The sequence below is a fragment of the Haliea sp. genome, from assembly GCF_040222615.1.
In the GTDB taxonomy this organism is placed as follows: domain Bacteria; phylum Pseudomonadota; class Gammaproteobacteria; order Pseudomonadales; family Halieaceae; genus Haliea.
The window spans coordinates 1-24,998 of record NZ_JAVKCQ010000081.1; the positions used below are offsets into that span (position 1 = coordinate 1).

The following is a 24,998-nucleotide window of genomic DNA, read 5'->3' on the forward strand; positions in this document are numbered from 1 at the left end:
GTGCACATAGCCGGTAACCGCGCCCTGGGAGCGGGCCAGTTCCTGGATCAGTGTGTTGGAGGGATAAGCCGAGGCCAGCCCCGTATGCCAGTAGGAAGAGAAGTCCGGTGTCAGGAAATGGCTCTCCAAATGCAGCAGACCGAGGTGCCCCCAGTAGCTGGTATGGTACTCCTGTCCCTGATATACGGTGACTCCGTCAAAGGACTCGTGGTCAGTGCGAAACAGTGCGATATCCGGAATGCGCTCCTCTTTGTTCACAATAAGGTTATAGACAATGTCCAGATTTTCAGCGCGTGCCCCCGCTGCCATGGTGGCGGTGGTCTGACGATACGCACCCCCGTAGTTCATGTGCACATGCAGATCGGCACTGTGATAATTGCCAAAACGCTGCGGCAGTGGCTGCGACGCCAGTACCAGATCGAGGCGGCCATCCGCGGGCGGTGATGCCAGCGACTGTTGCACCAGTCGATGCTCGAAACCGTGCATGGCAAAGACCTGCAACGGCCCCTCCGGAACCATCACACTACATTCGCCTGGGCAGTGAAAATAATGGTTCTCGTGGTCTGCCGTTGCGCTGTCTACATAGTCATCACCGTGAACGAGCGCATTGTCGGGGGCATAGTGACGACCGTCCGCTGCCAGCAGGCTCACCCGCGCTGGCAATACCAGGCCAGCATCATCAACAACCCGCAGGCGCAGCGTCCGCATGGGTCGTTTATATCTCCGTTCATCGGGGTTGAGTACCCGGGTTGCCCCCCCGGCAAAGGTGTGCAACACCAGCTCCAGCCCGCCCGACGCGTTACTCACGTAGAGCAGCTGCCTGTCATCGGGGCTCCAGCGGGGCTGCCAGAGGTCGTGATCACCAAAGGTTATTGGCAGCGGGTATTCGCCCCCGCGGTTGGTAATCCACAATTGGTGCCACTGGCGGCCACGGTAGCTGCTGTAAAGAAGACGCTTGCCATCGCTTGCCAGCTGGGGGCGTGCCGCCCAGGTGGTCTCTTCGCTGACAAGCAGGCGCGCTTGCCGCGGGTCATCCACCGGCACTTCCCAGATACCGCCGGTGCCCCACGCCACTTCGGGATTGGTGACGTAGACAATGGATTTTCCATCCGGTGACCACGACGGGTTGATGGCGTGGTCCTCCGCAGAGTAGTAATAACGAAACTTTTCGGTTTTCTTGCCAGCCACGAGAGGCTGCTCGCTGACGAGCCTGTCGCCGCGAACATTCGCCAGGTAAATCCCGAAAAAACCATCTGCATCGGTGCGAACGTAGACGAGACGTCCCCCCTCGGGGCTCCAGCGCGGCTCCAGATGAACTCCCCCTCCCGTGGTCAGCGCAGTCTCCCGGCCGGTCTGCAGGTCCAGCAGCATCAGGTTGAGTGCATTGTGGTGCTGCCTGGCAAATACCACGTGACGCCCATCGGGCGACCAGTCCGGATGAAAATCGTACCCGGGGCCGGCGGTGATCTCCTCTGCCATCGTAGAATCCAGGGCCTGGCGCCAGAGCGACCCCTGCATACTGTAGATCACACTGCCGCCGTCCGGACTGAAGGTCGCAGAACTCGGGCCGGCAGTCAGCTGTGGCATATACATTTCCCGCCAGTAGTAACTGTGCGGATGTGCGACCTGGGCAAGCACAGGAACCCGGGTAGCCTCCTGCGCTCCCGCCGCGTAAGGCAGCAACAGCAGCGCCAGCAAACCCGCCATGACGCGCCCCGGGGTCAACATGACACAGCCTCGCGCCGCAGTGCCCGGTAGGCTTCCCCTTGCAACAACATCATGCAATCTTCCTCCACACCCTTGAATCCAAGACGCTGGTAAAAACGGGCGGCTCGCAAGTTGGCGTGATCGAGTGCCAGGCGAAGATAAGCTGCGTCAACTTCGCGACCATGCTCGGCGGCTTCGACCAAGAGGCGTGTCGCCAAGCCGGTACCACGCTGCTGAGGATTGACAAAGAGATCCTGGATATACACACCACGCTGCGCGCGCCAGGTCGAAAACTCCCAGAAGTACAAAACCATTCCCACTGCCTGGTCTCCGTCAGTCGCGAGTCTTGCATGGAACGCCGGCTCGGAACCGAACCCGAAATGGGCCAGGGCTGCGGAACTACCGTGATATTTTTCTGCCTGACCCTGACTCTCCGCGAGAGCCCGCAGCATCTGGTCAATGGCTGCGGCGTCGGCGACGGTTGTCGAACGAATCCCGATCATCGTGCAATGCAACCGGTTGGACGCGCTGCATGCACCGACATCGCGGTTAGCATCATGGGAACCCCCCTAAAAATCTGTCCGTACCCGGTCGCGACCCTTTAACTGTAGCAGCGCCCTGGCCTCATCAGGTGTTGCCACTTCATGACCAAGCTCCTCGATTATCCGTCGTATCTTGATCACCTGCTCGGCGTTGCTCTCTGCGAGCTTGCCGGGGGGTATCGTCAAGCTGTCTTCCAACCCCACCCTGACATTGCCGCCAAGAATCACACCCATGGTTGCAAGCTCCATTTGCTGACGACCGGCCGCCAGTACAGAAAACTGGTAAGCATCACCCAACAGTCGATCTGCGCTGGTTTTCATCGCCATGAGATTTTCCGGCGTTGCGCCGATCCCGCCCATGACCCCAAGCACAAATTGAACATACACAGGCCCCTGCACGAGCCCCTGACGCAGATAGTAGGCCAGTGTTTCAATGTGCCCCATATCGTAGCACTCGAACTCGAATCGCGCGCCTTGCCGCTGGCCCAGCTCCAGAACAGTACTCTCGATGTCCTGATAGGTATTGGCGAACATCCGGCTGCGAGTGGCCTCCAGCAACTCCGGCTCCCAATCGTGCTGCCAATCCTTGTATTTTCGCGCCAGAGTGAAGATGCCAAAATTCATGGAACCCATGTTCAGCGAGCACATTTCCGGCGCCATCGCCCGCGCCGGGGCCAACCTTTCATCTAGGCTCATCAGCGAACTGCCGCCGGTGGAGATATTCAGTACTGCATCGCAGGCGGCATCAATACTTGGAATAAAGTTGCGGAAATGTGCTGGCTCCGCACTGGGACGACCGTCCTCTGGAACCCTGGCATGAAGATGGATGATCGCCGCGCCAGCTTCCGCCGCGGCGATGGAGGATTTCGCGATCTCCTCTCCAGTCACTGGCAAATACGGCGACATGGTTGGCGTGTAAATCGATCCGGTGATCGCACATGTCACAATGACTTTCCTGCCCACAGTGCCCCTCGTCATAGATATTGCCAAAAATATATTCCCCACTCGCTGATGATTTGATACCTTGATGATATTCAAGTCAATCATAGTTTTAAGAAATGATATTATGCGACTGAAAGATAGCCCGGACCCTTCGGAAAAAAATCCAGCGCCACTCGTTACGCGCAACCTGAGCTGGAGTCTCGACTGGAATCTGCTGCGAACGTTCCTCGTTGTCGCCGAGAAAAACAGCATTACGGGAGCTGCCATTGAACTGGGCCTGAAACAGCCGACAGTCAGCAATTCCCTGAAACGACTGGAGCATATTCTCGACACTCCGCTGGCAGAGCGTGACCCACGCAACTTTGTGTTGACCAAACAGGGCAAGGCGCTATACCGGGAATGCCTCGACATATTTGGCTCGGTATCCCGACTTCCCGACCTGCTGGCCAGCCTCAGCAACACCGTCGAAGGCCATCTCAATATCTGTATGGCGAGTCATATCACCACCCCTCTACTCGACGATACGCTGGCAGAATTTCACCGCGATAACCCTCGCACCTCGTTCTCTGTATCCATAATGAACAGCCATGAGGTACTGGAAGCGGTACTCTCCAAGAAGGCAAGTTTTGGCGTTTGTCTCGCCCTGCCTGCACGTACAGATATCAAGAGCCAACTGTTCTACCGTGAGCACTTCGGTTTTTTCTGCGGCCCGGGCCACCCGTTGTACGGACTCAAGAAGCTTGGCCTGGATGACTTGCGAGGCCACGAGCGCGTGACTTTTTTCAGTGACGAGCTCGGAGATGTGCTGAACTCTGTAGCAGCGCTGCGAGCACAAGCCGGCTTCAGCGAGCGGGTTGCCGGTGCCTCCAACAACCTGGAGGAAGTCAGGCGCATGATCACCGCGGGACTCGGCTTCGGCCCGCTTCCAATCCACGTGGTTGAACGCGACATCGAGAGCGGTCGCCTTTGGCAACTGCCTCCTTACAAGGATGCCCCGGCGGTAGACATCACTCTTATCAGCAATCCACGCGCCAATCTGAACGTGGCGGAAGCAACCTTCCTCGACAAGCTGACGACGCTGATTGCCGAAACACCTCTGGCGCAACGAACCTATGGCAACACCACTCCCAAGAGGCCTCGCATCGAATGAAGGAGTCACACCTGTTCTACCAAAGTCGCCTGCGCCGACCGTTGCTCGACCGCGCGGAAGGCGTGTATATGTGGGACTGTGATGGAAAGCGCTATCTGGATGGCTCCAGCGGCGCGATGGTATCCAACATCGGCCACTCCAATCCGGCAGTACTGGCGGCCATGCGAGCGCAAATGGCCCAGGCAACTTTTGGTTACCGTCTGCACTTTGAAACCGCACCGGCGGAAGAACTGGCGGCACGCGTCGCCGCACTGAGCCCTCTTGGCCACAACAAGGTATTCTTTGTTTCAGGTGGCTCAGAAGCCGTGGAGAGTGCGCTCAAGCTCGCCCGCCAGTACGCGGTGAGCCGCGGCGAGGGCAGCCGTTACCAGGTGATATCGCGTACGCCCTCATACCATGGCTCCACACTGGGCGCGCTAGCGGTCACGGGATACGGGCCGCTGAACGATCCCTTCCTGCCAATGTACCAGGACATGCCCAAAATCGCCGCACCGCGCTGCTACCTGGATCGTGACGAGCTGGGCGATGATCAGCGAGGACTCCGCTATGCCGACTTACTCCAGGAAAAAATCGAAGAGCTTGGCCCGGAGAACGTGCTCGCCTTCATCATGGAGCCCGTCGGTGGCGCGTCCACAGGAGCACTGGTAGCGCCGAACAGTTACTACCAGCGAATCCGCGATATCTGCGACCGCTACGGCGTCTTGCTGATCTACGATGAAGTGATGACCGGGGTTGGTCGTACCGGACGTTTTTTGGCGGCGGAACACTGGAACATCAACCCGGACATTGTTGCCCTGGCGAAGGGTTTCGGAGCCGGCTACATTCCGCTGGGGGCAATTACCGCACAGGATTCGATTGTCGATGCGGTGCTCGATAGCGGCGGCTTCCAGCACGGCCATACCTATGCCGGCAACCCGATCGCCTGCACGGTTGGCCTGGCTGTACTGGATGAAATCGAACGCCAGCAACTGCTGTCCAACACGGAAAAGGTCGGGGATTTGCTCAAGGCAGGACTGCAGCAGCTGCAGGCTGAATTCCCGGTCATTGGCGATGTGCGCGGCAAAGGCCTGCTGCTGGCCTTTGAGCTGGTCGCCGATCAGGACACCATGGAACCGCTCCCCGCAGAGCTGAATGCTTACCTCCAGCTAAGCGACCTGGCCTACCAGCGTGGCTTGATCATCTACCCTCGCCGGAGCCGGGGCGGCTACATCGGTGACCACTTCATGGTCTGTCCGCCCATGATCAGCGAACCCCGGCACATCGGTGAAATTATCGACACTTTGCGCGCGAGCCTGGCGGACTTTTGCCGCCAGAACCGACTCTGAAGCTGGCAGGCCAAGGCAATCCATGAAACAGCACGGGGGCAACGAAACGGTGGCAGAGAATCGGACCAGCACCCATCCAGACCCGGCCACTGAACATTTGTCCCTGTGGCTTGCGCTGCTGCCGCTGGGTTGCCTCGTGCTGATGCTCGGACTTGCGGTGACCCTGTTTGGTGACGATGCCTCGGGGGGGCCCAGTCAGCTGGCATTGATTTTCGCAGCTGCGATCACCGTCGTCATCGGCGTACTCCGTGGCCAGCCATATGAAGAACTGGAAAATGCGATTATCGACAGCATCAAGCTCGCCTTCAAGGCCTGCCTGATCCTGCTCATGGTCGGTTCCATGATTGGCAGCTGGATGCTCGCGGGTACCGCACCTGCGGTCATCCATCTCGGTCTCGGCGTACTGGACCCGGGCTGGTTCTACCCGGCCACGCTTATACTTTGCGCCTGTGTTTCTGCCGCTATAGGCAGCTCATGGACTACGGCAGCCACTGTAGGCATCGCTCTGGTTGGCGTTTCCCATATCCTTGGGCTGGCGCCGGAAATCACCGCGGGGGCCGTTATCTCTGGCGCCTATTTCGGCGACAAGATGTCGCCTCTATCGGACTCTACCAACCTGGCACCGGCAATGGTCGACGTCGAGCTGTTCACCCACATCCGCCACATGTTGTGGACCACCACCCCCTCCTTTCTGATAGCCCTGGCACTGTTTACCTGGATTGGTTGGGGACAAACGGAAAGCATACAAACCATTGCCGACGTCAATACTACCCGAGCCCTTATCGAGCAGAGTTTTAGTCTGGGTCTACCCGCATTTTTCCCGCTGGTTCTGCTGTTGGTGCTGGCCTGGCGCAAGTGCCCTGCGCTTCCCACCATCACTATCGGCACTCTGGCAGGTTGCCTGGTGGCTGTGTTTTGCCAAAGCAGCGTTACCCGTGATTTCGGTGATCCCGGCGGCGAGTTGGGTACCACACTGGCGACTTTCAGGGGGCTTTGGTTGGCGATGACCGATGGCTTCCAGGCCAGCACCGGCAATGCCCCACTGGACCAGCTGCTGTCGCGGGGCGGGATGAGCAGCATGCTCAACACTGTGTGGCTGATCATCGCTGCCATGTGCTTTGGCGGCATAATGGAGAAAACCGGCCTGCTCGCCCGCATAGTCACCACCGCGCTCAAGAGCGTACACGGCACCGGCTCATTGATCCTGGTCACGGTGCTCACCGCCATCGGCATGAACATTATCGCCGCCGACCAGTATATCGCCATTGTACTGCCGGGGCGCATGTACCAACTGGAGTTCAAGCGCAGAGGTCTGGCGCCGGAAAATCTTTCGCGCACTCTGGAGGATGCAGGCACCATGACGTCTGCCCTGGTACCCTGGAATACTTGCGGAGCGTTCATGGCGGCCACCCTCGGCGTCGCCACGTTTGCCTATGCGCCCTACGCTTTTTTCAACCTGGTCAGCCCGCTGATGGCGGTGGCTTACGGTTTCCTCAACATTCGTATCGTCAAGATCGTGCAGGCCTGACACGCAAAAAAAACCCCGGGCCTGGCAGCCCGGGGTTGTTTTTGGTGGAGCTAGACGGGATCGAACCGTCGACCTCTTGCATGCCATGCAATTAAAACCGGATTTTCCCGGACGCCCACGGAAACACTCGGACACATTAATAACGTTTTTAATCATATAGTTACAACATTATCTTGTCCATTGTCGTAGATCGAAATACACTGCAAGCCAGTCGATTCGGTGGGGCAAAAAGTGGGGCAAAAATGAGATGGGCAAGATAACGGCCAAGCGTCTGGAGGCACTAACCGCCGCCGATGACGGCGGTACCGTCCGTGAAGTTGGCGGCCTGGTCGGCAAGGTTCGGGCGGGAAAGCGTGGCGTTACCGTCCTCTTCCGCTATGAATTCAAATTGAACGGCCAGAAGCGGGACCACCGCCTTGGGTCGTGGCCTAAAAAGCCACTGGCAGAGATTCGCGCCGAGCGTGACCGTGTCCGGGTCGTAGTGACCGATGGGATTGATCCTACCGCAGCCAAGAAAGCGGCTCGGATCGAGGCACAGGCAACCGTGGAGGCGACCATCGCTGAGGCGAAGCGCAAAGCCACCCATAACCTGACGGTGACCGACTTGTTCAAAGAGTGGATCAAGGACGGGGTGGCACGACAGAATGGAAATGAGGAGCTCAAGCGGAGCTTTGACAAAGACGTCCTGCCCGTCATCGGCAACAAGCCACTGTCAACCCTGGTAGAGCGAGACATTCTGGCGGTCTTGCGCGGCATCCGCGCCCGCGGCCTGAATCGCTCCGTGGTGGTCCGAAGCAATGACATTGGCCAGATGCTCCGGTGGGCGGAAAAGCGCCAGCCCTGGCGCGGACTGATGGTGGACGGCAATCCCTGCGATCTCGTGGACGTCGAGGCCCTCCTTGATGCCGACTATGTGGAAGAGCGGGACCGCATCCTGTCTCCGGCTGAGCTTCGGGAACTGCACAACATCTTCGCCCAGCTGGATAGCGACTATGCCGCCCTGCCCCCAGGCCAAAAATACAAGGGGTCGAAGCCGATTGGAAGACAGATTCAGCTTGCCATGTGGATTTGCCTCAGCACGCTGTGCCGCATCGGGGAGCTTATGCAAGCCGAGTGGTCCCATGTTGATCTCGATGCCGCCACCTGGCTCATTCCTGCCCCCAACACCAAAGGCCGACGCCGCCAACGACAGGATCACCACATCTTTCTGTCGCGGTTTGCTCTGCGCCAGTTTACAGAGTTGCACGGCCTGACCGGCGCAACCCGCTTGCTGTTTCCCAACCGAGACAAGGACGGCCCCATCTCCACCAAAGCGTACTCGAAGGTCATCGGCGACTGTCAATCGATGTTCAAGAAGGGCAACAAGCCATTATCTGGCCGACGCCATGATGACTTCCTGGTGTTGGCCAATGGCAAAAATGGTGAGTGGACACCACACGACCTGCGCCGCACTGGTGCAACGATGATGCAAGCGCTCGGTGTCACACTGGAAATCATCGACCGCTGCCAAGGTCACGTCCTGAAGGGCAAGGTGAGGCGACACTATCTGCACCACGCCTACGCGCAGGAGAAGCGCGAGGCCTGGCGGCTGCTAGCGGAACGTATTGAAGCAATTTTGAGGGCGGAGTCCGGAGTGCGGAGGATCAGGTAATGATTAAGCGCAAACTGGAGCACCGAAATCCGGCGCTGCTGAGCAGACACGCCAACCGGGCGTCAGTTGCGCCAGAATGAGCTGACTCGTGAAGAATTGTTCCTGGAGGAGAAGAGTTTATACAATTGAAGTGGACTACAATCGAGACCGCCGACACAGCGCCAAGGCAAAAACCAAAGCCCAAACCAAAACCCCCAAGGCTGCGAGCAAAGCTCCAGCGAAAGGTAAACCCGCCGCCGCGAAGAAGGTTGGCAAGCGTCCCACTATTCCGCCGCGTTACCGCCTGGAAATCGATGGGCAGGAACATCTGTGGTCAGGGCGTGGGCGGACGCCGAAGGTCTTTCAGGCATATTTCGACGCCGGTAATTCCCGCGAGAGTTGCGAGATTTCTGGCTAAGCTATTTTTCCTGTGGCAGTGTGGCAGCCCCGCCCACTGCCCGGATTCTTCCCCGATTTATCCGTTTGTACTCCGCAATTTCTGTTTACGCTGGACGTAAATCTGTGCCCGCAGGTTCATTTTTACGAATTCGTCCAGCTGACGACGGACAATCGTAAACTGTGGCTCGAGTGACTGAGTGAGTTCCAGCTCCCAAGCCTTCAGTTTACTCGTAACCTCAGCCAGCTTCGCACTGCGATCAGCTGCCAAGGTGACCGCCTTGCTAACTACCACCCGTTTTTTGCGCGGACCGTAGTAGGAATTCAAATACCACTCGATCCCGAACACCACGCTTCGATCCCGAAGACGTAATCCAAGACGCCCCCACTCATCGTAGGGTCGCGTCGCGTGAGTCTCGTGATGCTGCTGCCAGAAGTAGTTCACCTGCGATTGCGTCTGCTCCCGCAATGCGGAAACTTCGACTGCAATCAGGTCCCGGAAACTCTGATACCACGGATCCTTATCATGTATCGTCACAGCCACCTCCTAATCAGACATGTAATGTGCGCTTGCGGCTCCAGAGAACAGCTGTAGTTCGTCCTCGAGCATGCGCATCTGAAAAGGATTATGCTGATTGCGTGACTGGATGGTGGACGGCAAGGTGTCAATACTGCACGTGTTGCTCGGTTGCGATAGCGGATGTTGCATGACCATCCATGGGTGGATCCGCTGATCACCTACCCTAAAGACGCTGCCAACTCATGATGTTGCGTTTGTCGGTATTTATTGACAAAGACCGACATAATGCAACCTCATGGCGACATTACAAGCCTGATGTGACAAGACTGCTGCATTGGCCCATGCACTGCGGGACTGCTCGCAGGAATGACTTTCAACTCGACAACTGACGACTCAGAACGGCCCGCAAGAACTCTCCTCCGGGTGCTGCACACATGGCCCGGATTTGCGTACTAACCCCCGCCGCAATGTCTGCCGTTGGGGCCGCCTGCATGACCGCCGAGTAGGCATCGATCACATCAGCACCGGTAATCTCGTAACCGTGACCTTGTGAGATCCAATGCAGTGCAGCCAGTCCCGCCGCCAGCGCGAAGTCGGGCTGCTTCTCAGCGTAGTCACGGGCGGCTCGCGTCAGGGTGCGTGGATCGGTCGGGCTGCGAGTCGCGAGTTCAGAAGCAACCGCAAACAGGCCTGCGTCCTTGGCAGCGGCAAACCATTTGCCCTCGGCACCCGGCGTGCTGGCGATCAGGTCACGCAGGATCTTTTCCGCTGACCTGTCGGGATACTTCCTGGCGATGGCGCGAAATGTCGCCAGGTACGTTGTGCCCTGGTTGGCCTCAATGGCATAGCGGCGGTACGCCTCGTCGGCCAAGCCGGAGGACAGCAAGATGCTTTCACAGGCCTGGGCAATCTGCCAGCCGGGATCATTGAGACCTCGGGAATCCTCGGCATAACGGATGGCTTCGGATTTCCTGCCCATTGCCGCGAGCGCTTTTACGCCCCAGCGACGGTCATGCCACCACTTGAACGGCGCCTTGTCCAGCAATGCCAGCAGCTCCCGGTAGCGGCCGGCCGCGTACAGGGATGCCAGGCAGGCAGTTGTGCCCTTGAAGTATCCGTGGCGAGGTGCTGCCGGGCTCCACATACTTGCGAGAACAGGGAGGAATTCGTCAGCCCACTGTGACGCCACCGCGGGTGTCGCGCACAAGTCGCCCCAGTGGTCGCCCAGGATTTCGATGTAGGGCATATCGTCTTCCTGCAGCGCCTCCCACAAGCGGTCCAGCCAACGCTCGCGCAGGGGCGTATCGACGTCTGCCTTGGCAATGATCGGCACCAGGGCACCTATCGCTCGATTGACCGCCGAGCCCAGGGCACCCGAGGAGCTATCCACCTGTTCCAGCGCCGGAGAGAGTTTCACCAGCAGAGTGACGGCGCCCTCAGCCGCCAGTACAGGCTCCTTGCGAGCGACCTGCTTGATTTCCTTGACGGCTTCCCGGATACGCTTGATGGGCAGATCAGAGCGCCAACCGAAGGCCTGGCGGCGGAAGCGAGCAGTAAATTGCCATTTGTGGGCGGTCATGGCCAATCATTTACAGCGCGGTTAACGAGAAACTCGGCGGCAGGTTGGTGCTGTTGGAGAGCGCACGGTTTCATCACGTTGGCAGGCTTGTTCGGAGTAGTTGCAAAAGTATGTGGTTTGCCCTGGAACCTGTCTATGTCTCGCTTACACAACCTGTCTTCTGGTCCGATGAAGCCATGGCCCATCCAGGGAGGGTCCGACGGTTACCTACTCTACTGACTCATCCTGGCAGGGTACGCCAGACTGAAAGTTCCCCCGAAACGCTCTTTTCACGGCGCGCCCTACTTCCCGCACATGGTCCCAGCCCTTGCGTGACATACCATGCCGCCATGCGTACTGTCGATCGGGATGAGCCCATATTCCCGGGATCAAGTCAGTCTACCTGACTCGTCCTCCCAGGCCGCGCCTGTAGAGTATGGCGGAGCCGCTCAGCCCCATGAATCGAGAGTCAAGCAATCTGGATCCATTATCAAGAGAAGCGATTGCGTCGCGGAGAGGCAAAGCTACCGATTTCATTGCCTTGCTGCCCTCCATCGTCGCCGCGGATACGGAGAATGGCTTCAGGGTCATGAAAGTGCACTACAGGTGTTTTCGCGGTACATCGACCTGTTTCCATTCACGCAAAGTGCACTGCAGGTGCACAGGGAGGTTTCATTGTTGACCCCCTCGCCCGCGTGACGGCGAGCCACTTCGACTACGCTCATTCCTCACCGGGTTCAGAGCAGGAAAAAATCAGGCCCGTTTCAAGGTGCGCTACTTCGCTGCGTGTGGTGAGTGCACCCATAGCAAAATCCCTCAGCGAATCGGAATCACGCACGCCAATATGAACCAGAAAATCGTCCGCACCAGCGATGTGATAAAGACGTAGTACTTCAGGCAAACCCAGCACATAGTCGCGAAAAGACGCCACATCGGTCGCGGTGTGCTGCTTGAGACGTACCGCGATAAGGGCTTGAAGACCCATACCGAGTGCCGCCGGATCAATCTCGGCACGATAGCCTCGCAACACTCCAGTCCGCTCCAATTGACGGGTCCGTACCAGTGTTGTCGAGGGCGCCAGACCTACTCGCCGGGCCAATTCCTTGTTGCTCAACCGTGCATTGTTCTGCAACTGCCGAAGTATTTCGAAGTCTGTTTCGTCCAGAGCTTCCATAAACATGAATTCCGAATTTTATTCTCATATGAACTTTCTGGATGCTGATAGTACATAATTACCAGAGACTTAACGAATTTTTATCGTCAAACAGCCTATGGAGCTGCATCATGATCGCCTTAGACCCCATCGAAGCCCTCGCGAACCTGCGCCATGAATTCGGCGAACACGGCGGCGTCAATATGTCCATTGAAGCAAGCTCAACGTTCACGGTCGTCGACTCGACGACCATGCCGGAGATCTTCGCCGGCCGCAAAGGTCCCGAAACCGGTGGCTGTTATCTTTACGGTCGGCACTTCAATCCCACGGTCTACAACCTGGGCCGCCAGCTTGCGGCGCTGGAAGGGACAGAAGCTGCCTACTGTAGTGCCAGCGGGATGGGCGCCATTTCGGCAGTCATCCTCGCCCTGTGCAATTCCGGGGATCATGTCGTGGCCAGCAACACCATCTACGGCGGCACCTGGGCCCTGCTGAACGACTTCATGCCGGCGAAGACCGGTGTGCAAACCAGCTTTGTGGACAGTACTGATCTCGAGGCCGTAGCCGCCGCCATCACGCCGCAAACGCGACTGCTCTATGTGGAGAGCATGTCCAACCCGACACTTCGCATCGTCAACATACCCGCCCTCAGCCGTATCGCCAAAGATGCCGGTATTCCTCTGGTGGTCGACAATACGTTTGCGCCGCTGGTACTGTCGCCGGCGCGGCTCGGCGCCGATATCGTCGTGCACAGCCTGACCAAATTTATTGGCGGCGCATCGGACCTGATCGGCGGCGCGGTCTGCGCCAGTGCCGACTTCATCGGCAGCCTGATGGACCTGCACATTGGCCCGCTGATGATCCTCGGCCCCACGATGGAACCAACGGTTGCAGCCAGCGTCGCCCTGCGCATCCCCCATCTGCCGCTGCGCATGGCAGCGCATGGTGATCGCGCTCTCGCCCTCGCTCAGCGCACGGCCGCGCTCGGCGTTCCTGTCAGCTACCCCGGACTGCCAGAGCACCCGGATCATGCACTGTTCGAGCGCCTGCGGCACCCCGACTACGGCTACGGAGGGCTGCTCACCATCGACGCCGGCAGCGAGGCCAAGGCCATGGCTCTCATGAATACCCTGCAGAACGAGCATCAGTTCGGCTATGTGGCCGTCAGCCTGGGATACTTCGACACGCTGATGTCCTGCTCAGCTTCCAGCACCTCTAGCGAAATGCCGGAGGAGGCCTTACAGAATGCCGCGATCAGCCCCGGGCTGGTGCGCATGGCTGTGGGGTATACGGGTTCGCTGGAGCAGCGCTGGACGCAGCTGGAAACTGCCCTGCGGGCTACCGGGCTGGTAGCAAAGCGCTGACAAGGCGGCGGCCAGTTCTGACGGCGCCGATACCCGCTCGGCACGCACCCGATAGCCCGCGGCAATGGCGGGAAAATCCGGGTAGATGTCGACGTCGCCCGGCGCCTTCACCGCCATTGGGTCCGCCAGGTCCGAGCCTGAGCGATGGCCCTCGTAGATCATGTCCTGCCACTGGCGGACCATCCCCAGCCACTGGTTGTTGATGACCACTACCGACCCCGATGCCGTAGCGGTGGCAGGTGCCCCTGTCATCTCGTTGAGCAGGCGGATCGCGAACTGCGGGCTGATCGCCTCCCCCTCCGGCACGTCGAAGGGAAACTGCTGCTTGATGTTCGCCAGGTAGTCCAGCCAGGCCTCATGCCCGGTACAGTGCGCGCGCTCGCAGAGCTGCGCGAGCGCCTGTGCGTTGTCCGCGGTCCGGGGTATGTGGGCGCAGCCGGGGGAGCCGTGCGATAACCCCCGGCGAGCCCAAGGTTGCTGGCAGGCGGCGACGTCAGCCGGCGCACTGCCTCCGGCAGAGTGATCACACCCTCCTCTGCGGCGATGCGGGCGCGCACGGGCGCCGCGCCCGAGCCGTCGTAGACCACACCATTGTCGATAATGAGATCGCGTGACCCTGCGACGGGAGGCATCTCACGAAGACTATCAGTGCAAATGCCCCGCGCCGGTCGGGTTAGGTCGGGGAATCAACTATCGTGCAGCACCCGGCGCAAACGGCACAAACCGTCCGAGCCTCTGCTCGGTTACAGCTCCGTGCAGCAATGCTGCGTCACCGTTTATGAATACGTGCTCCACGCCCTCGGCGTACAGCGCGGGCTCCGCCCAGGTTGCACGGTCAATAACTGTCTCCGGATCAAATACCACGATGTCGGCGACTGCACCTTCGCGCAGGACACCCCGATCGGTCAGCTTGAGATACTGCGCCGGCAATCCGGACATCTTGTGCACGGCCTCTTCAAGGCTCAGCACACCCCACTCCCGGACGTAGCGGCCCAGCACCCTGGGAAAGGTTCCTCGACCGCGCGGATGTTCCGGATCGACTTCGGCACCATCGGAGGAAATCATCGCCCAGGGCTGGCGCATGACAATACGGATATCATCTTCCTGGATTGCACCCAACGTGACCATGGCGTTGTCGCCTTCCGCGACGATCAGCTGCCGATACAGTTCGAACGGCGTAATATCCAGATCCTCCGCCAGATCCACGACCATCCGTCCTTCATACTCCTGGTTTTCGCTGACGACGATCCGCATCGACTGGTAGCCCACTACTTCGACCCAGCTGTACAGGCCCTCGGGCGGTTCCTCGGTGATTGCCCTGGCGTCTGCCAGAACCTCTGGTTGCCCGGCAGTGTCCCTCCAGTACTGGCGCAGATCCTGCGTCAGTTGCTCCATGGTATCCCCTGCCGCTGGCTCGTTGCGCATGATGCCCGCCATCCGTTGCCTGAGCGCCTTGCCACGCTCGTCGTCACCGGGATAGAGCAGCGCGATGACCGGGGCGGTGGCGGCACCATCATAGGGGTAGAGATCAACGGTTACATTCTGCCCGCGTGCAATACCGGCCTCCACCAGGCGAACAATGTCAGGGCCCTTGCCAAAGTTTGCGGCGCCCACCGCCTTGATGTGGCCCGGGTGTGGGTCCACACCGGCCGCGAGGCCTATGTCCAGGCACTCCTGGTGCGAAGCCAGCAGGTTTTTGGCGGGATCCCGCACGTGTGAGTCATAGACCCCTCCGTAGGGTGCGGTGACTTTCGCCAGTGCCACCACTTCCTCGGTGCTCGCGTAGCTGCCCGGCAGGTACATCAGGCCGGTGGAGAGGCCGACCGCACCAAAATCCATGGCCGCCTTGACCAGGTCCTGCATGCGTTGCAGCTCGGCTGCATCCGGCTCGCGATTCTCCAGCTCCATCACTTCCCGGCGCACGGCGTTGTGGCCGATGTAAGCCATGAAGTTCGTGCCCATGCCACCCTGCTCGCCAAGCGTAGCGTAGCGCTGCATGTGCTCAAGGTCGAGAAAACCGTCCACTCCATATAGGCTCGTCGTCACGCCCTGCCGCAGGAAACCTTCGACTGACGCCGTGGACGGATCGTCCAGCGCCCGGTCCGCGTGGGAATGTACATCGATAAAGCCCGGAGCAACGACCTTGCCCCTGACATCAATCACCTGGCCCGCAGCTGCGCCATCCAGCTTGCCAATGGCAACGATTCGCCCGTCCTCTATCCCGAGGTCTGCCGGGTAAGCTTCGCTACCCGTGCCATCAACCACAGTGCCGTTGGCCAGAACCAGGGCATACTGCTTTGGCTCCGCATCTGCTGCTGCCGCGGTCTGGGCCTGGGCCTGGGCCTGGGCCTGGTCAGCCTGGTCCGAGCATGCGCCGATCAGCACCAGCAATGGGGCCAGGGCCAGCCCCCGAAAGTTCCACGTTGATTTCATGTTCAGTGCTCCCGTAAATTATTGTGCTGGCGTGACGATGCTGGAAAGTGTGTCTCACACCGCCAAAGAAGTAGCGACCGACCAGGTTAACGTAGTAGACGTCGTCCACATCGTTGTCACTGATGTCTTCGGCCGCCTGATCGGCCAGGAAGTCGCCACCGCCGACGTAGCGCAATTATGCGGTCACGCCAAGCTACCCGATCCGGTAGTCACCGGAAAGGTTCCAGCGCCATTCAGGGGTCGGGTTGTCGCCCGCGGCATCCGGGCCCACCACACCGGCATCATCCAGCACGGTGATGCCATCGGGGGAGAAAGATTGCTCCTCGACAATGAGGCGTGCCGGAATGCCATCATCGGGACCGGTATCCAGCGGGTTGCCGACAACCCCCCAGCGCTCCCTGCCCCAGTCGCGGTCACTTTGGTTCAAGACACCGTCGTGGTTCTCCATGTCGCCACCGATGAGCAGATGGCTGCGGGCATCAACCCGGGCACCATCGAATTCGCGGTCAAGCTGCTCCCGACTGACCGTGGTAACCGGCTTGGGTGACTCGAATCCGGACTGCAGTCGGGTCGCCGCGGACGTGAGAACCATCTCCTCCAGCACAACGTTTCCGGAACCTTGAGCAAAAACGACGCCAGCTGGCAGCGTTGACATGGCAACGTCCAGCGACAGCCTTCCCAGGCTAAAGGCATACTCGCGCACAGCGTATGCCAGACGCACTTTCCCCTATTTTCCCCGTCATATCTGCTCTCCATTGTCTTTATGGTGTTTCCTGGGGGCCCGCCGGATACTCCGAGCCGACAGCCGAGCTGGATGCGAATGGGAAAAGGTAGCACAGGAGTGTTGTTATAACAACACAATGAATCCAGGTACTTGCAAGGGTCGCAAGCAGGTCCGCAGAGTCCCCGGGCTAGATCCCCTGTTCGATCCGCACCCGCTCGACATGGTTCTTGAGCTTGTCAAGGAGTCGGCACAACTCTCGCTGCTCCCTGTCGCTGAGAACATCGGTGAACAGTTCGGCCTGCTGGATAAATACTGGATAGATCCGATCAACCAGCTTCCGCCCCTTCTCCGTCAGCCAGATATGGGGGCTGCTCTTGTGTGCATGATTGGGAATCTTCCCGACCAGACCCTCGCGCTCCAGGCCGGTAATAGCCCTGCTGATACTGCCCTTGTCCTGATGCACCAGGCGTACGATATCACTGGCTGTAGCCGGCCCTACCTGAGTGAGGCAGCCGAGTACCCGCCACTCCCGGGTTTTGATACCAAAACGCTTTACGTTGCTGGCACTACTACCAAAAGCCATCAGGTTGGCGGCAATCGTGATCTGATAACTGATGTGAGAGGGCGGCTCCATACCCTCCGTCAGCTGTTCCTTCTTCAACCTGGGCAGGGGCGCTAGAGGCATCGTCTCTCCTTATTGCGGGCCGGGCCGCGACCGTATCATATAACTCGCAGACAACAACCCACCAACTTCGTTGTCATGACAACATACTTGTGCTAACGTCTGATCCGCCTGAGGGCGGGGACAAAGTACCGCCCACAGATTAGCACTGAATGAACTGCCGGGCATGCGCGCAGCTCGCAGCCGGGACCCCGCAGGTGGTCCCGGACAGCCGCCCAAGCCAGGCAATGACCCCACTGGCTGGAGGATAAGGTCATTATTACCTCAACAATAAGAACATGTACCCGACGCTGTTGCTGCATTGTCCTAGCGACTCTTTCCAGCCTTTCCTGGTCCGGGGAAACGTGGAAACCTGACCCGGACTCAATCGACAGGGTCGATGCCCTGGTGGCCAGAGAGATACCCTGGCAGGGACTCACGCCCGCCTACACAGTGCTGGTGGATCTAGGCGGCGAAACGGTTTACAGCAAGAGCGTAGGCTTCGCCGATCTGGAACACCGGGTGACCGCCGATCTTGATACGGTGTATCAGCTCGGCTCCATCACCAAGTCCTACACCGCGCACCTGGTTCTGCAACTGGTCGTCCAAGGCAGCCTGCAGTTGCAGGGACGGGTTGTCGATTACCTTCCCGACTACACGGGCCCCGGCCGCCACGCCAGCCTGCAGCAACTGCTGACGCACACCTCGGGCATCGCCAACTACACGGCTCTCTCGGCGGGGCAGGCGATCCTCAGCTGGGTACCGAACCAGCGGGAGGATATCCTGCAATTGTTCGCCGATACGCCGCTCGACTTCGAGCCCGGCAGTCATTTTCTGTACTCGAACTCCGGCTACTATCTGCTGGGCCTTGTCCTTGAAGCGGTCACCGGGGAAGACTACTACGCTCTGTTGCAGGACCGGATCCTGGATCCGCTGGGACTGGCGCGTACCTACAGCGGGCGTTACGAGGATATTGTCGACAAGCGTGCCCGCGGTTACCTGGTCACCCCCGACGGCTTCCACAATGCCGCGCCCACGCCCTATCTCACCCCCTTCGCCGCGGGCTCCATCCAGGCGACCGCAGCCGACCTGGCCCATTACCGGCGCGCGTTCTTTACCTCGCCGCGGATCGCGGACAGCTTGCGCGAATTGGCCACCAGGACACTCGTGTTTGCCGATGGCACCCCGCAAACCTATGCACTCGGCGCCCTCACCCGCAATGAGCACCTAGGCTATACCGTATGGGCTCACGGCGGTAGCATTTCCGGTTTCAGGTCCCATCACGCCTACTATCCGGAACTGGACATGACCATCGTTGTGCTCACCAACGCCGGCAATCCGCCGGTGGCACCGGCCGTGCTCTCGCGCCAGATCAGCAGCGTGCTGCTGGGCGAAGAGCCGGTCATGCAGGAAGCACTGGCCATCCAACCCGCCCCGGAGCGTCTGCGCCAATTTGCCGGCAACTACCTGATGACACCTTTCCGGATCACAGCCGATGGGCTCTTCTCGCTGCTGTACCGCGATGGGACCCTGCTGGCCCGGCTGGGTGCCGCGGATGATGAACAGGCTCCCACACTGCCTCTCACCGCCGTGGGGCCCCGGGAGTTTGTGGCGGAGGGGGGGATGGACCTGCAGGTGCGCCTGCGGGAAAAGGACGGTGTAGTGGCCGGGTTGGAGATCACCATCCCGGCCATGGACCGGCCGCCCTTCCCCGCCATCCCAACCGGCGACCGCTGACATGGCTGCGTGGCGCGCCTACCTGCTCCCGGGGCTGATTTTCCAGTCGGTGATCATCGGCGGAGGTTATGCCACCGGTCGCGAGCTGGTGGAGTTCTTTATTCCCTCGGGACCCGTGGGGGGGCTACTCGGTATCGTGGTCGCCGGCCTGGTTTTCAGTGTCGTCATGGCTGCGGCCTACGAGTTCGCACGGGTGACGCGCTCCTACGACTACCGGACCTTCTGCCGACATTTGCTGGGCCCGGCCTGGATCCTCTACGAGATCGCCTACATTGCCCTGGTCATCCTGATTCTCGCGGTGGTGGGTTCCGCGGCGGGGGAACTGGTTCTCACCTTGCTGGGTGTACCGGCGACGGCCGGCACAGTTGCCATGATGGTGCTGGTGGGTCTGCTGACTTTTCTCGGCTCGGCGGTAATCCAGAAAGCGCTGGCGTTCTGGTCGGTACTGCTCTACCTGGTGTACATCGCCCTGTTCATCATCACCTTCGTCAGCTTCGGCGATGCCATCCAGCACACGCTGGATGCAGACCAGGGCGGAGAGAGCTGGCTGGTCAACGGTGTCCGCTATGCGGGCTACAACATCAATCTGCCTGCGGTACTCTTCTGCATGGTGCTGCTAACGACTCGGCGCCAGGCCATTGGTGCCGGCCTGATTACCGGTGCCATCGCCGTGGTCCCGGCGTTCATGTTCTATCTGGCGATGATGTCGCAATACCCGCAAATTGCCGAGCAACCGGTGCCCGCCCTGTATCTCATGGCCCAGCTGCAGACACCGTGGCTGCAACTGCTGTTCCAGCTGGTGGTATTCGGCACCTTCGTCGAGACCGGTACCGGACTGCTGCATTCGATCAATGAGCGCATCAATGTGCAGGCTCACGAAACAGACCACCAGCTACCGCGCTTTGCACGACCGCTGATCGCGGGAGGACTCTTGCTGGTTTCGGTGTACGGCGCCACGGCGATCGGGATTGTGGACCTGATCGCCAAGGGCTACGGCTTTTTGACCTGGGTATTCATTGCCATCCTCATTCTGCCACTACTGACTCTGGGTATCTGGAAAATCCATCGGCTATCCCTGCAAGGACACTGATATGCACGCAATTTCAATAAACGCACCCTACCTGATTTTCGTGGGCGATGAAGCACGCTGGGCCTACGTCAAGACCGGTGCTGGCCTCGTCCAGTGGCGACGCGAACTTTGCGCCGGGCAACTCAGGCTCACCATAGATACCGCGGACCTGGGATTGCCTGACATGACGATCGAGGCAGCCATAGCCGCGGGAGTAAAATCCGTAATCGTCGGTACTGCCACTATCGGTGGCGCGCTGCCGGCAAGTTGGCAGGCAACACTCGCGGCCGCCGCCGAAGCAGGCCTGGACATCGTCGCCGGTCTGCATACCCGCCTCGCCGACAATCCCGTCCTCTCCGCTGCCGCCGCGGGCAGCGGTGCCCGCCTGGTCGACATCCGGGTACCGCCGGCGGAGCTGCCGGTAGCCACCGGCAAGAAACGCAGCGGCATGCGGTTGCTGACGGTCGGAACCGACTGTGCGCTGGGCAAGAAGTACACGGCCCTGCAGCTGGAAAAGGATATGCGCAGCGCCGGTGTCAACGTTAATTTCCGGGCCTCGGGGCAGACCGGCATCATGATCGCCGGACGCGGCATTCCCCTGGATGCGGTCGTCTCCGACTTCCTCAGCGGAGCCGCGGAGTTGTTGTCGCCGGACAACAGCCCGGGGCACTGGGATGTGATTGAAGGTCAGGGGGGAATCTTCCACCCGGCCTATGCCCCGGTCAGCCATGGCCTGCTGCTTGGCTCTCAGCCGGACGCGTTCGTGGTCTGTCACGAGGCGAGTCGGGAACAGATATCGGGCTGGGAGCACTACCCGGTGCCCACTATCGAGGACGTCATCGCGCGTACTGTGGCAATCGGTTCACTCACCAACCCGAACATCCGCTGTGTCGGTATCAGCATCAACACCTCGACCCTCCCTGCCACTGAACGCGGGGACTACCTTGCAGAGCTCGCAGGGCGCTACGGCCTGCCCTGTGTCGACCCCCTGGTCGAGGGAACCGCCGCCATTGTCGACCATCTTTTATCGCAATTCCGAGCCTGAGGAGCACACAAGCCCATGCAGATAACCATTGATAAAGTCGCCTTCCCCATGGCGGCCCCGTTCGCTATCACCGGCCACGACTTCGAATCCAGCGAAACCCTGCGGGTCACGGTGAGCAAACATGGCATCCAAGGTCGGGGGGAAGCGCTGGGGTCCTATTACCTTGATGAGAACCCCGACTCCATGGCCGCACAGCTCGAAGCGGTGACAGGCGATCTCGACGGGGATCTCTCCACCGAAAAGATCCAGAGCCTGCTGCCCGCGGGCGGCGCACGCAACGCCCTCGACTGTGCTTTCTGGGATTATCGGGCCAAGGCAGCAGGGAAACGTATCTGGGAGCTGCTGTCGATTACGCCGCGACAACTGACCACGGTCTATACTCTCGGGGTCGCGCCAGCGGAAGTCATGGGTGAGCGGGCCCGGCAAGCCCACCAGTTTGCCAATCTCAAGATCAAGCTGGATGCGAGCGACCCCATTGCACGACTCGAGGCAATCCGTGCCGCCCGGCCGGACGCCAGGCTGATTGTCGACGTGAATCAGGGCTGGGACTTCGCCGCCCTGGGGGAATACCTGCCCCACGCAGCACGACTTGGAATCGCCATGATCGAACAACCCCTCCCCCGCGGCGAAGACGATGTACTCGAGGGTTTCAAGTCCCCGGTTCCCCTGGGCGCCGACGAGTCCTGTCTGCACCTTGGAGAGTTTGCTACCGCCGCCCGGCGCTACGATGTGCTCAATATCAAACTGGACAAGTGCGGCGGTCTCACCGAGGCACTGGCGCTGGTGGATGCCGCCCGCAAGGCCGGGATGGACCTGATGGTGGGAAACATGTGTGGCAGCTCGTTGTCGATGGCGCCGAGTTACGTTATCGGTCAGTTCTGCCAATACGTGGATATCGATGGCCCGCTGTTGCTCAAGTCGGACATCGAACACGGGTTGGTCTATGGAGAAGGCGGTGTCGTGGGGCTCCCCGAGCAGGCACTGTGGGGGTGATGCAGCGCCCCTCAGGGCGCGCTCGTCAATACGTTCCTCCAACACCTGCTCGTCACCAACCATTAGTGGGCCTGGCGGGAACTCGATGACAAGGTCTGTGTCGGGTTGCACAAACTATCTTCCGTTAGCTTTTTGAGCGCTAAAACCAATTGTACGCAGCGCTTTCTATATCTCTCGGTTGCTGTGCAGTCCCAGCGCGATAAAGTCCAGGTCGAGTGAGATGTAGGCGTTGTGGGTCCATACCGAAACACAGGAGCCGCCAGTCAGCACCACATCGACATCGAGCTTGCTTAGCGTTGTGCATACCAGTGCAGCCAATTCCTCAACGCCAAGATCGGCTACCTTCACAAGGGCTTGCCTTTCCGACGCGGTCGACGGCGATTTTTCGTCAGTTTTTCCTGCAAGGTTTGAGGGTAACGTGTCAGTGCGTCACGAAACAGTGCCTTGACCTGTTCGCGAAACGGAAAGCGCGGATTAAACCCATATACACGGGTGCGGCCTATTTCATTTGAAACCAACAGGCCGTCGCGCTCCATCCGATCCAACACGCGCTGTACCTGACTGGGCGCCACGTCAAAAGTCTGCGCTATCTCCCTCGCGTAGCCCTTTTCGCGCGCAGACAGGAACAACAGTACCCGCTCCGCATTGGTTGAACCTACCAATGACTCCAGCATAGTGAAATCTCCGAGAGATTCATCATAATCAATACACAAAATGTATCATATAATACACTTGGTGTAACCTTCTGATGGAGGTTGCAGTAATCAGCCACGGGCTGGTGCGGATGGCTGTGGGGTATACGGGTTCGCTGGAGCCGCGCTGGACGCAGTTAGAAACGGCGCTTCGGAGTACGGGATTGGCTTGAGTGGACAGTGGGAAGCCTTAATTAACCAAATGTCACGCTTTCGCCAAAGCCTGGACCTCGGACAGGCCCTGGAAGCGGTCACTCCCCAATGTATTCCAGGCCGGGCCGCCGTGCCGTGTTGGATGAATCGCGCCAGAGCGATGGCAGCACCCGCCCAGCCAAAGGATCTCAACCTAAAGCAACAGCGAGTAGCTGCAAGCGAGGCTACACTGCGCTCCTGCGAAGACCAACCCCCTGAGGATACGCTCCATGGCAAGCACCCCCGTTGATCTTGATACACTCAATGAAATGCTGCTCGACTGCCCTTTCCATCAGGTTCTGGGCCTGAACATCGAAAGCACAGATGACGCTACGGATACGCTGGTCATGCGCCTGCACTTTGACGAGCGCATTTCGCGCGCCGAGGGCACCGGTCAGCACCACGGCGGTGTTATTGCCAGCCTCATTGATATTGCCGGGGACTTTGCACTGATCTGGCAGCTCGGCCATGGCGTCCCGACCATTAACTTCCGCACAGACTAGCTGCGCCCCGGCATCAACACAGACCTGATCGCCCATGCGCGGGTACGCAAAATCGGCCGTACGGTATCGGTCTGTGATATCGACGTCTATTCCGAGGAAGGCAAACTCCTCGCCATCGGCAGAGGCACCTACGCAACAGCCGCGGGCTGACGCTTCTCACTGCTCCATCAACAAAAATTCAAAGGAATAAACCGTGTCACGAACTCTGGACCACGTCATCGTCTCGGTGCGCGACCTCACTGCCGCCGCGGAAGCCTACCGCCGCCTGGGCTTTACCGTAATGCCCCGCACCCTGCACGAAAACCTGGGCTCGGCCAACCACATCATCCAGCTCCATCATAACTACTTCGAGCTACTGGGGGACTTCCACAATTACCGGGATCCGCTCATGCGCGAATCCATGAGTGCACGGTTCGCGGGCGGGGACGGCCTGTCAATGCTGTCGCTGAGCTGTACCGACGTTGCCGCCGACCGCGAACGACTGCTGGCTCGTGACCATACGCCGGCGCAGATCCTCGATTCCGCGCGGAAGGTAACCCTGGGAGACGGCACGCCCGACAACACTGCCAGCCGCTCGATGATCAACTGGCGCCCCGCTGCGCGGCGCTGGTCGTCAATGTTCTACACCCAGCACGACAAACCTGAAACCATCTGGTTCCCGCCCTGGCAAAGCCACGCCAACAGCGTGCATACGCTAGTGGGCATCAGCTACTGCAGCGATGACCTCGCGGCGGACGAGCTCTATATCAGCGAGATGGTTTGCGCCAATCCGGTGGAGAAAGGCCCGGAAAAACTGGTCTGGCGCACATCGCGCGGAGAGTGCCTGGAACTGTTGAGCCCTGGGGCGTTATCGGGGCGCTTTCCCGTCCCGGTGCCCGAGACGCCCTTTGCGGTGTGGCCCGTGGGGTTGCGCTACCAGGTGGAGCGGCTGGAGGATTGTCGGATCGCGCTACGGGAAGGGAACGTACCGTTCATGGAACAGAATGATGTTATCACCGTGGATGCGGAGCACGCGGCAGGTGTGATCAGTGAATTCAGCGAGAACCAGTAGTCACGCAGTGTATTTATTGAACCCGATCGAAGCACTCACCAAGCTGCGCCACGAAGTCGGCAAATACGGCGGCATCAACATGT

Annotated in this window: 24 protein-coding genes and 1 pseudogene; 13 read left to right on the plus strand and 12 right to left on the minus strand. The window is 59.7% G+C overall.

The genetic code is table 11. From position 1 onward, the window contains the following. From RJQ10_RS07090 to kce, 3 genes are all read right to left on the minus strand, one after another. Positions 1 to 1,728 (minus strand): hypothetical protein (locus RJQ10_RS07090; RefSeq protein WP_350145042.1); only part of this gene is annotated, 1,728 nt, incomplete at its 3' end. Continuing rightward, on the minus strand, positions 1,722 to 2,210 hold the full coding sequence (locus RJQ10_RS07095; RefSeq protein WP_350145044.1) for a GNAT family N-acetyltransferase: 489 nt from the start codon (positions 2,208 to 2,210) through the stop codon (positions 1,722 to 1,724). The genes RJQ10_RS07090 and RJQ10_RS07095, both read right to left, overlap by 7 nt. Before the next feature lie 66 nt (positions 2,211 to 2,276). After that, the gene (kce, locus tag RJQ10_RS07100; protein ID WP_350145046.1) at positions 2,277 to 3,194 is read right to left on the minus strand and encodes a 3,5-dioxohexanoate:acetyl-CoA acetone transferase; all 918 of its coding nucleotides are present in this window, start codon (positions 3,192 to 3,194) and stop codon (positions 2,277 to 2,279) included. 121 nt (positions 3,195 to 3,315) lie between these two features. Between kce and RJQ10_RS07105 the strand changes: the two genes are divergently transcribed. The 5 genes from RJQ10_RS07105 (at position 3,316) to RJQ10_RS07125 (ending at position 9,242) form a co-directional block, all read left to right on the plus strand. Next, the gene (locus RJQ10_RS07105) at positions 3,316 to 4,341 is read left to right on the plus strand and encodes a LysR family transcriptional regulator (RefSeq protein WP_350145048.1); all 1,026 of its coding nucleotides are present in this window, start codon (positions 3,316 to 3,318) and stop codon (positions 4,339 to 4,341) included. Then, complete coding sequence (locus RJQ10_RS07110; RefSeq protein ID WP_350145050.1) at positions 4,338 to 5,666, plus strand: aminotransferase family protein; 1,329 nt, start codon at positions 4,338 to 4,340, stop codon at positions 5,664 to 5,666. The genes RJQ10_RS07105 and RJQ10_RS07110 overlap by 4 nt, the downstream gene beginning before the upstream one ends. 22 nt (positions 5,667 to 5,688) lie before the next feature. Continuing rightward, positions 5,689 to 7,194, plus strand: a complete 1,506-nt coding sequence (gene nhaC / locus RJQ10_RS07115; protein ID WP_350145052.1) for a Na+/H+ antiporter NhaC — start codon at positions 5,689 to 5,691, stop codon at positions 7,192 to 7,194. A 247-nt stretch (positions 7,195 to 7,441) separates the two neighbouring features. Next, complete coding sequence (locus tag RJQ10_RS07120) at positions 7,442 to 8,845, plus strand: tyrosine-type recombinase/integrase (protein WP_350145054.1); 1,404 nt, start codon at positions 7,442 to 7,444, stop codon at positions 8,843 to 8,845. A 130-nt stretch (positions 8,846 to 8,975) separates the two neighbouring features. Then, entirely contained in the window at positions 8,976 to 9,242 is a 267-nt protein-coding gene (locus RJQ10_RS07125) for an H-NS family nucleoid-associated regulatory protein (protein WP_350145113.1), read from the plus strand. Positions 9,243 to 9,299: 57 nt separating this feature from the next. Here RJQ10_RS07125 and mobI read toward each other — a convergent pair whose 3' ends face one another. The 3 genes from mobI to RJQ10_RS07140 all read right to left on the minus strand — a co-directional run bounded on the left by mobI (position 9,300) and on the right by RJQ10_RS07140 (position 12,472). Continuing rightward, positions 9,300 to 9,758 (minus strand): conjugative transfer protein MobI(A/C), encoded by a 459-nt coding sequence (mobI, locus tag RJQ10_RS07130; RefSeq protein WP_350145056.1) that lies wholly within the window; start codon positions 9,756 to 9,758, stop codon positions 9,300 to 9,302. A gap of 355 nt (positions 9,759 to 10,113) precedes the next feature. Beyond that, complete coding sequence (locus tag RJQ10_RS07135; RefSeq protein ID WP_350145058.1) at positions 10,114 to 11,319, minus strand: hypothetical protein; 1,206 nt, start codon at positions 11,317 to 11,319, stop codon at positions 10,114 to 10,116. A 700-nt stretch (positions 11,320 to 12,019) separates the two neighbouring features. Then, positions 12,020 to 12,472 carry an Lrp/AsnC family transcriptional regulator gene (locus tag RJQ10_RS07140; RefSeq protein ID WP_350145060.1) on the minus strand — a complete coding sequence of 151 codons (453 nt, stop codon included), beginning with the start codon at positions 12,470 to 12,472 and terminating at the stop codon, positions 12,020 to 12,022. A 110-nt stretch (positions 12,473 to 12,582) separates the two neighbouring features. On the opposite strand from RJQ10_RS07140, the gene RJQ10_RS07145 reads away from it, so the two are divergent. Continuing rightward, positions 12,583 to 13,815, plus strand: a complete 1,233-nt coding sequence (locus RJQ10_RS07145; protein ID WP_350145062.1) for an aminotransferase class I/II-fold pyridoxal phosphate-dependent enzyme — start codon at positions 12,583 to 12,585, stop codon at positions 13,813 to 13,815. A gap of 51 nt (positions 13,816 to 13,866) precedes the next feature. Here RJQ10_RS07145 and RJQ10_RS07150 read toward each other — a convergent pair. From RJQ10_RS07150 to RJQ10_RS07165, 4 genes and pseudogenes are all read right to left on the minus strand, one after another. Beyond that, positions 13,867 to 14,067 (minus strand): annotated as a pseudogene (locus RJQ10_RS07150) (thiamine pyrophosphate-dependent enzyme); the annotation flags it as partial. A 438-nt stretch (positions 14,068 to 14,505) separates the two neighbouring features. Next, positions 14,506 to 16,248, minus strand: coding sequence for an N-acyl-D-amino-acid deacylase family protein (locus RJQ10_RS07155; protein ID WP_350145064.1), 1,743 nt, complete (start codon positions 16,246 to 16,248; stop codon positions 14,506 to 14,508). Positions 16,249 to 16,441: 193 nt separating this feature from the next. Then, positions 16,442 to 16,903 (minus strand): hypothetical protein, encoded by a 462-nt coding sequence (locus RJQ10_RS07160; protein WP_350145066.1) that lies wholly within the window; start codon positions 16,901 to 16,903, stop codon positions 16,442 to 16,444. Between the two features lie 256 nt (positions 16,904 to 17,159). Then, positions 17,160 to 17,657, minus strand: a complete 498-nt coding sequence (locus tag RJQ10_RS07165; RefSeq protein WP_350145068.1) for a MarR family winged helix-turn-helix transcriptional regulator — start codon at positions 17,655 to 17,657, stop codon at positions 17,160 to 17,162. A 384-nt stretch (positions 17,658 to 18,041) separates the two neighbouring features. Between RJQ10_RS07165 and RJQ10_RS07170 the strand changes: the two genes are divergently transcribed. From RJQ10_RS07170 to RJQ10_RS07185, 4 genes are read left to right on the plus strand one after another with little or no spacing between them, the layout of a single operon-like run. Then, entirely contained in the window at positions 18,042 to 19,370 is a 1,329-nt protein-coding gene (locus RJQ10_RS07170) for a serine hydrolase domain-containing protein (RefSeq protein WP_350145070.1), read from the plus strand. A gap of 1 nt (position 19,371) precedes the next feature. Beyond that, the gene (locus tag RJQ10_RS07175) at positions 19,372 to 20,460 is read left to right on the plus strand and encodes a YkvI family membrane protein (protein WP_350145072.1); all 1,089 of its coding nucleotides are present in this window, start codon (positions 19,372 to 19,374) and stop codon (positions 20,458 to 20,460) included. Between the two features lies 1 nt (position 20,461). Beyond that, positions 20,462 to 21,484 carry an N-acetyltransferase DgcN family protein gene (locus tag RJQ10_RS07180; RefSeq protein ID WP_350145073.1) on the plus strand — a complete coding sequence of 341 codons (1,023 nt, stop codon included), beginning with the start codon at positions 20,462 to 20,464 and terminating at the stop codon, positions 21,482 to 21,484. A gap of 15 nt (positions 21,485 to 21,499) precedes the next feature. Continuing rightward, on the plus strand, positions 21,500 to 22,477 hold the full coding sequence (locus RJQ10_RS07185) for a dipeptide epimerase (RefSeq protein WP_350145075.1): 978 nt from the start codon (positions 21,500 to 21,502) through the stop codon (positions 22,475 to 22,477). A 165-nt stretch (positions 22,478 to 22,642) separates the two neighbouring features. On the opposite strand, the gene RJQ10_RS07190 is transcribed toward RJQ10_RS07185, so the two are convergent. Continuing rightward, positions 22,643 to 22,825 carry a hypothetical protein gene (locus RJQ10_RS07190; RefSeq protein WP_350145077.1) on the minus strand — a complete coding sequence of 61 codons (183 nt, stop codon included), beginning with the start codon at positions 22,823 to 22,825 and terminating at the stop codon, positions 22,643 to 22,645. Beyond that, positions 22,822 to 23,151: a winged helix-turn-helix domain-containing protein gene (locus tag RJQ10_RS07195; RefSeq protein ID WP_350145078.1), complete on the minus strand. Its 330-nt coding sequence runs from the start codon at positions 23,149 to 23,151 to the stop codon at positions 22,822 to 22,824. Before RJQ10_RS07195 ends, RJQ10_RS07190 begins: the two co-directional genes overlap by 4 nt. 440 nt (positions 23,152 to 23,591) lie before the next feature. On the opposite strand from RJQ10_RS07195, the gene RJQ10_RS07200 reads away from it, so the two are divergent. Genes RJQ10_RS07200 through RJQ10_RS07210 form a run of 3 tightly spaced genes read left to right on the plus strand, consistent with a single transcriptional unit; the run spans position 23,592 to position 24,915 of the window. Then, the gene (locus tag RJQ10_RS07200) at positions 23,592 to 23,864 is read left to right on the plus strand and encodes a PaaI family thioesterase (RefSeq protein WP_350145080.1); all 273 of its coding nucleotides are present in this window, start codon (positions 23,592 to 23,594) and stop codon (positions 23,862 to 23,864) included. 27 nt (positions 23,865 to 23,891) lie between these two features. Then, positions 23,892 to 24,014 carry a hotdog domain-containing protein gene (locus RJQ10_RS07205; protein ID WP_350145115.1) on the plus strand — a complete coding sequence of 41 codons (123 nt, stop codon included), beginning with the start codon at positions 23,892 to 23,894 and terminating at the stop codon, positions 24,012 to 24,014. Positions 24,015 to 24,057: 43 nt separating this feature from the next. Continuing rightward, positions 24,058 to 24,915: a VOC family protein gene (locus tag RJQ10_RS07210; RefSeq protein WP_350145081.1), complete on the plus strand. Its 858-nt coding sequence runs from the start codon at positions 24,058 to 24,060 to the stop codon at positions 24,913 to 24,915. The last annotated feature ends 83 nt before the right edge of the window (positions 24,916 to 24,998 follow it).

Coding starts and splice junctions, on each gene's coding strand:
- RJQ10_RS07095 (WP_350145044.1), bottom strand. CDS start 2,210: ATGATCGGGATTCGTTCGACAACCGTCGCCGACGCCGCAGCCATTGAC.
- RJQ10_RS07105 (WP_350145048.1), top strand. CDS start 3,316: ATGCGACTGAAAGATAGCCCGGACCCTTCGGAAAAAAATCCAGCGCCA.
- RJQ10_RS07110 (WP_350145050.1), top strand. CDS start 4,338: ATGAAGGAGTCACACCTGTTCTACCAAAGTCGCCTGCGCCGACCGTTG.
- nhaC (WP_350145052.1), top strand. CDS start 5,689: ATGAAACAGCACGGGGGCAACGAAACGGTGGCAGAGAATCGGACCAGC.
- RJQ10_RS07120 (WP_350145054.1), top strand. CDS start 7,442: ATGGGCAAGATAACGGCCAAGCGTCTGGAGGCACTAACCGCCGCCGAT.
- RJQ10_RS07135 (WP_350145058.1), bottom strand. CDS start 11,319: ATGACCGCCCACAAATGGCAATTTACTGCTCGCTTCCGCCGCCAGGCC.
- RJQ10_RS07140 (WP_350145060.1), bottom strand. CDS start 12,472: ATGGAAGCTCTGGACGAAACAGACTTCGAAATACTTCGGCAGTTGCAG.
- RJQ10_RS07145 (WP_350145062.1), top strand. CDS start 12,583: ATGATCGCCTTAGACCCCATCGAAGCCCTCGCGAACCTGCGCCATGAA.
- RJQ10_RS07155 (WP_350145064.1), bottom strand. CDS start 16,248: ATGAAATCAACGTGGAACTTTCGGGGGCTGGCCCTGGCCCCATTGCTG.
- RJQ10_RS07160 (WP_350145066.1), bottom strand. CDS start 16,903: ATGTCAACGCTGCCAGCTGGCGTCGTTTTTGCTCAAGGTTCCGGAAAC.
- RJQ10_RS07165 (WP_350145068.1), bottom strand. CDS start 17,657: ATGCCTCTAGCGCCCCTGCCCAGGTTGAAGAAGGAACAGCTGACGGAG.
- RJQ10_RS07175 (WP_350145072.1), top strand. CDS start 19,372: ATGGCTGCGTGGCGCGCCTACCTGCTCCCGGGGCTGATTTTCCAGTCG.
- RJQ10_RS07180 (WP_350145073.1), top strand. CDS start 20,462: ATGCACGCAATTTCAATAAACGCACCCTACCTGATTTTCGTGGGCGAT.
- RJQ10_RS07185 (WP_350145075.1), top strand. CDS start 21,500: ATGCAGATAACCATTGATAAAGTCGCCTTCCCCATGGCGGCCCCGTTC.
- RJQ10_RS07195 (WP_350145078.1), bottom strand. CDS start 23,151: ATGCTGGAGTCATTGGTAGGTTCAACCAATGCGGAGCGGGTACTGTTG.
- RJQ10_RS07200 (WP_350145080.1), top strand. CDS start 23,592: ATGGCAAGCACCCCCGTTGATCTTGATACACTCAATGAAATGCTGCTC.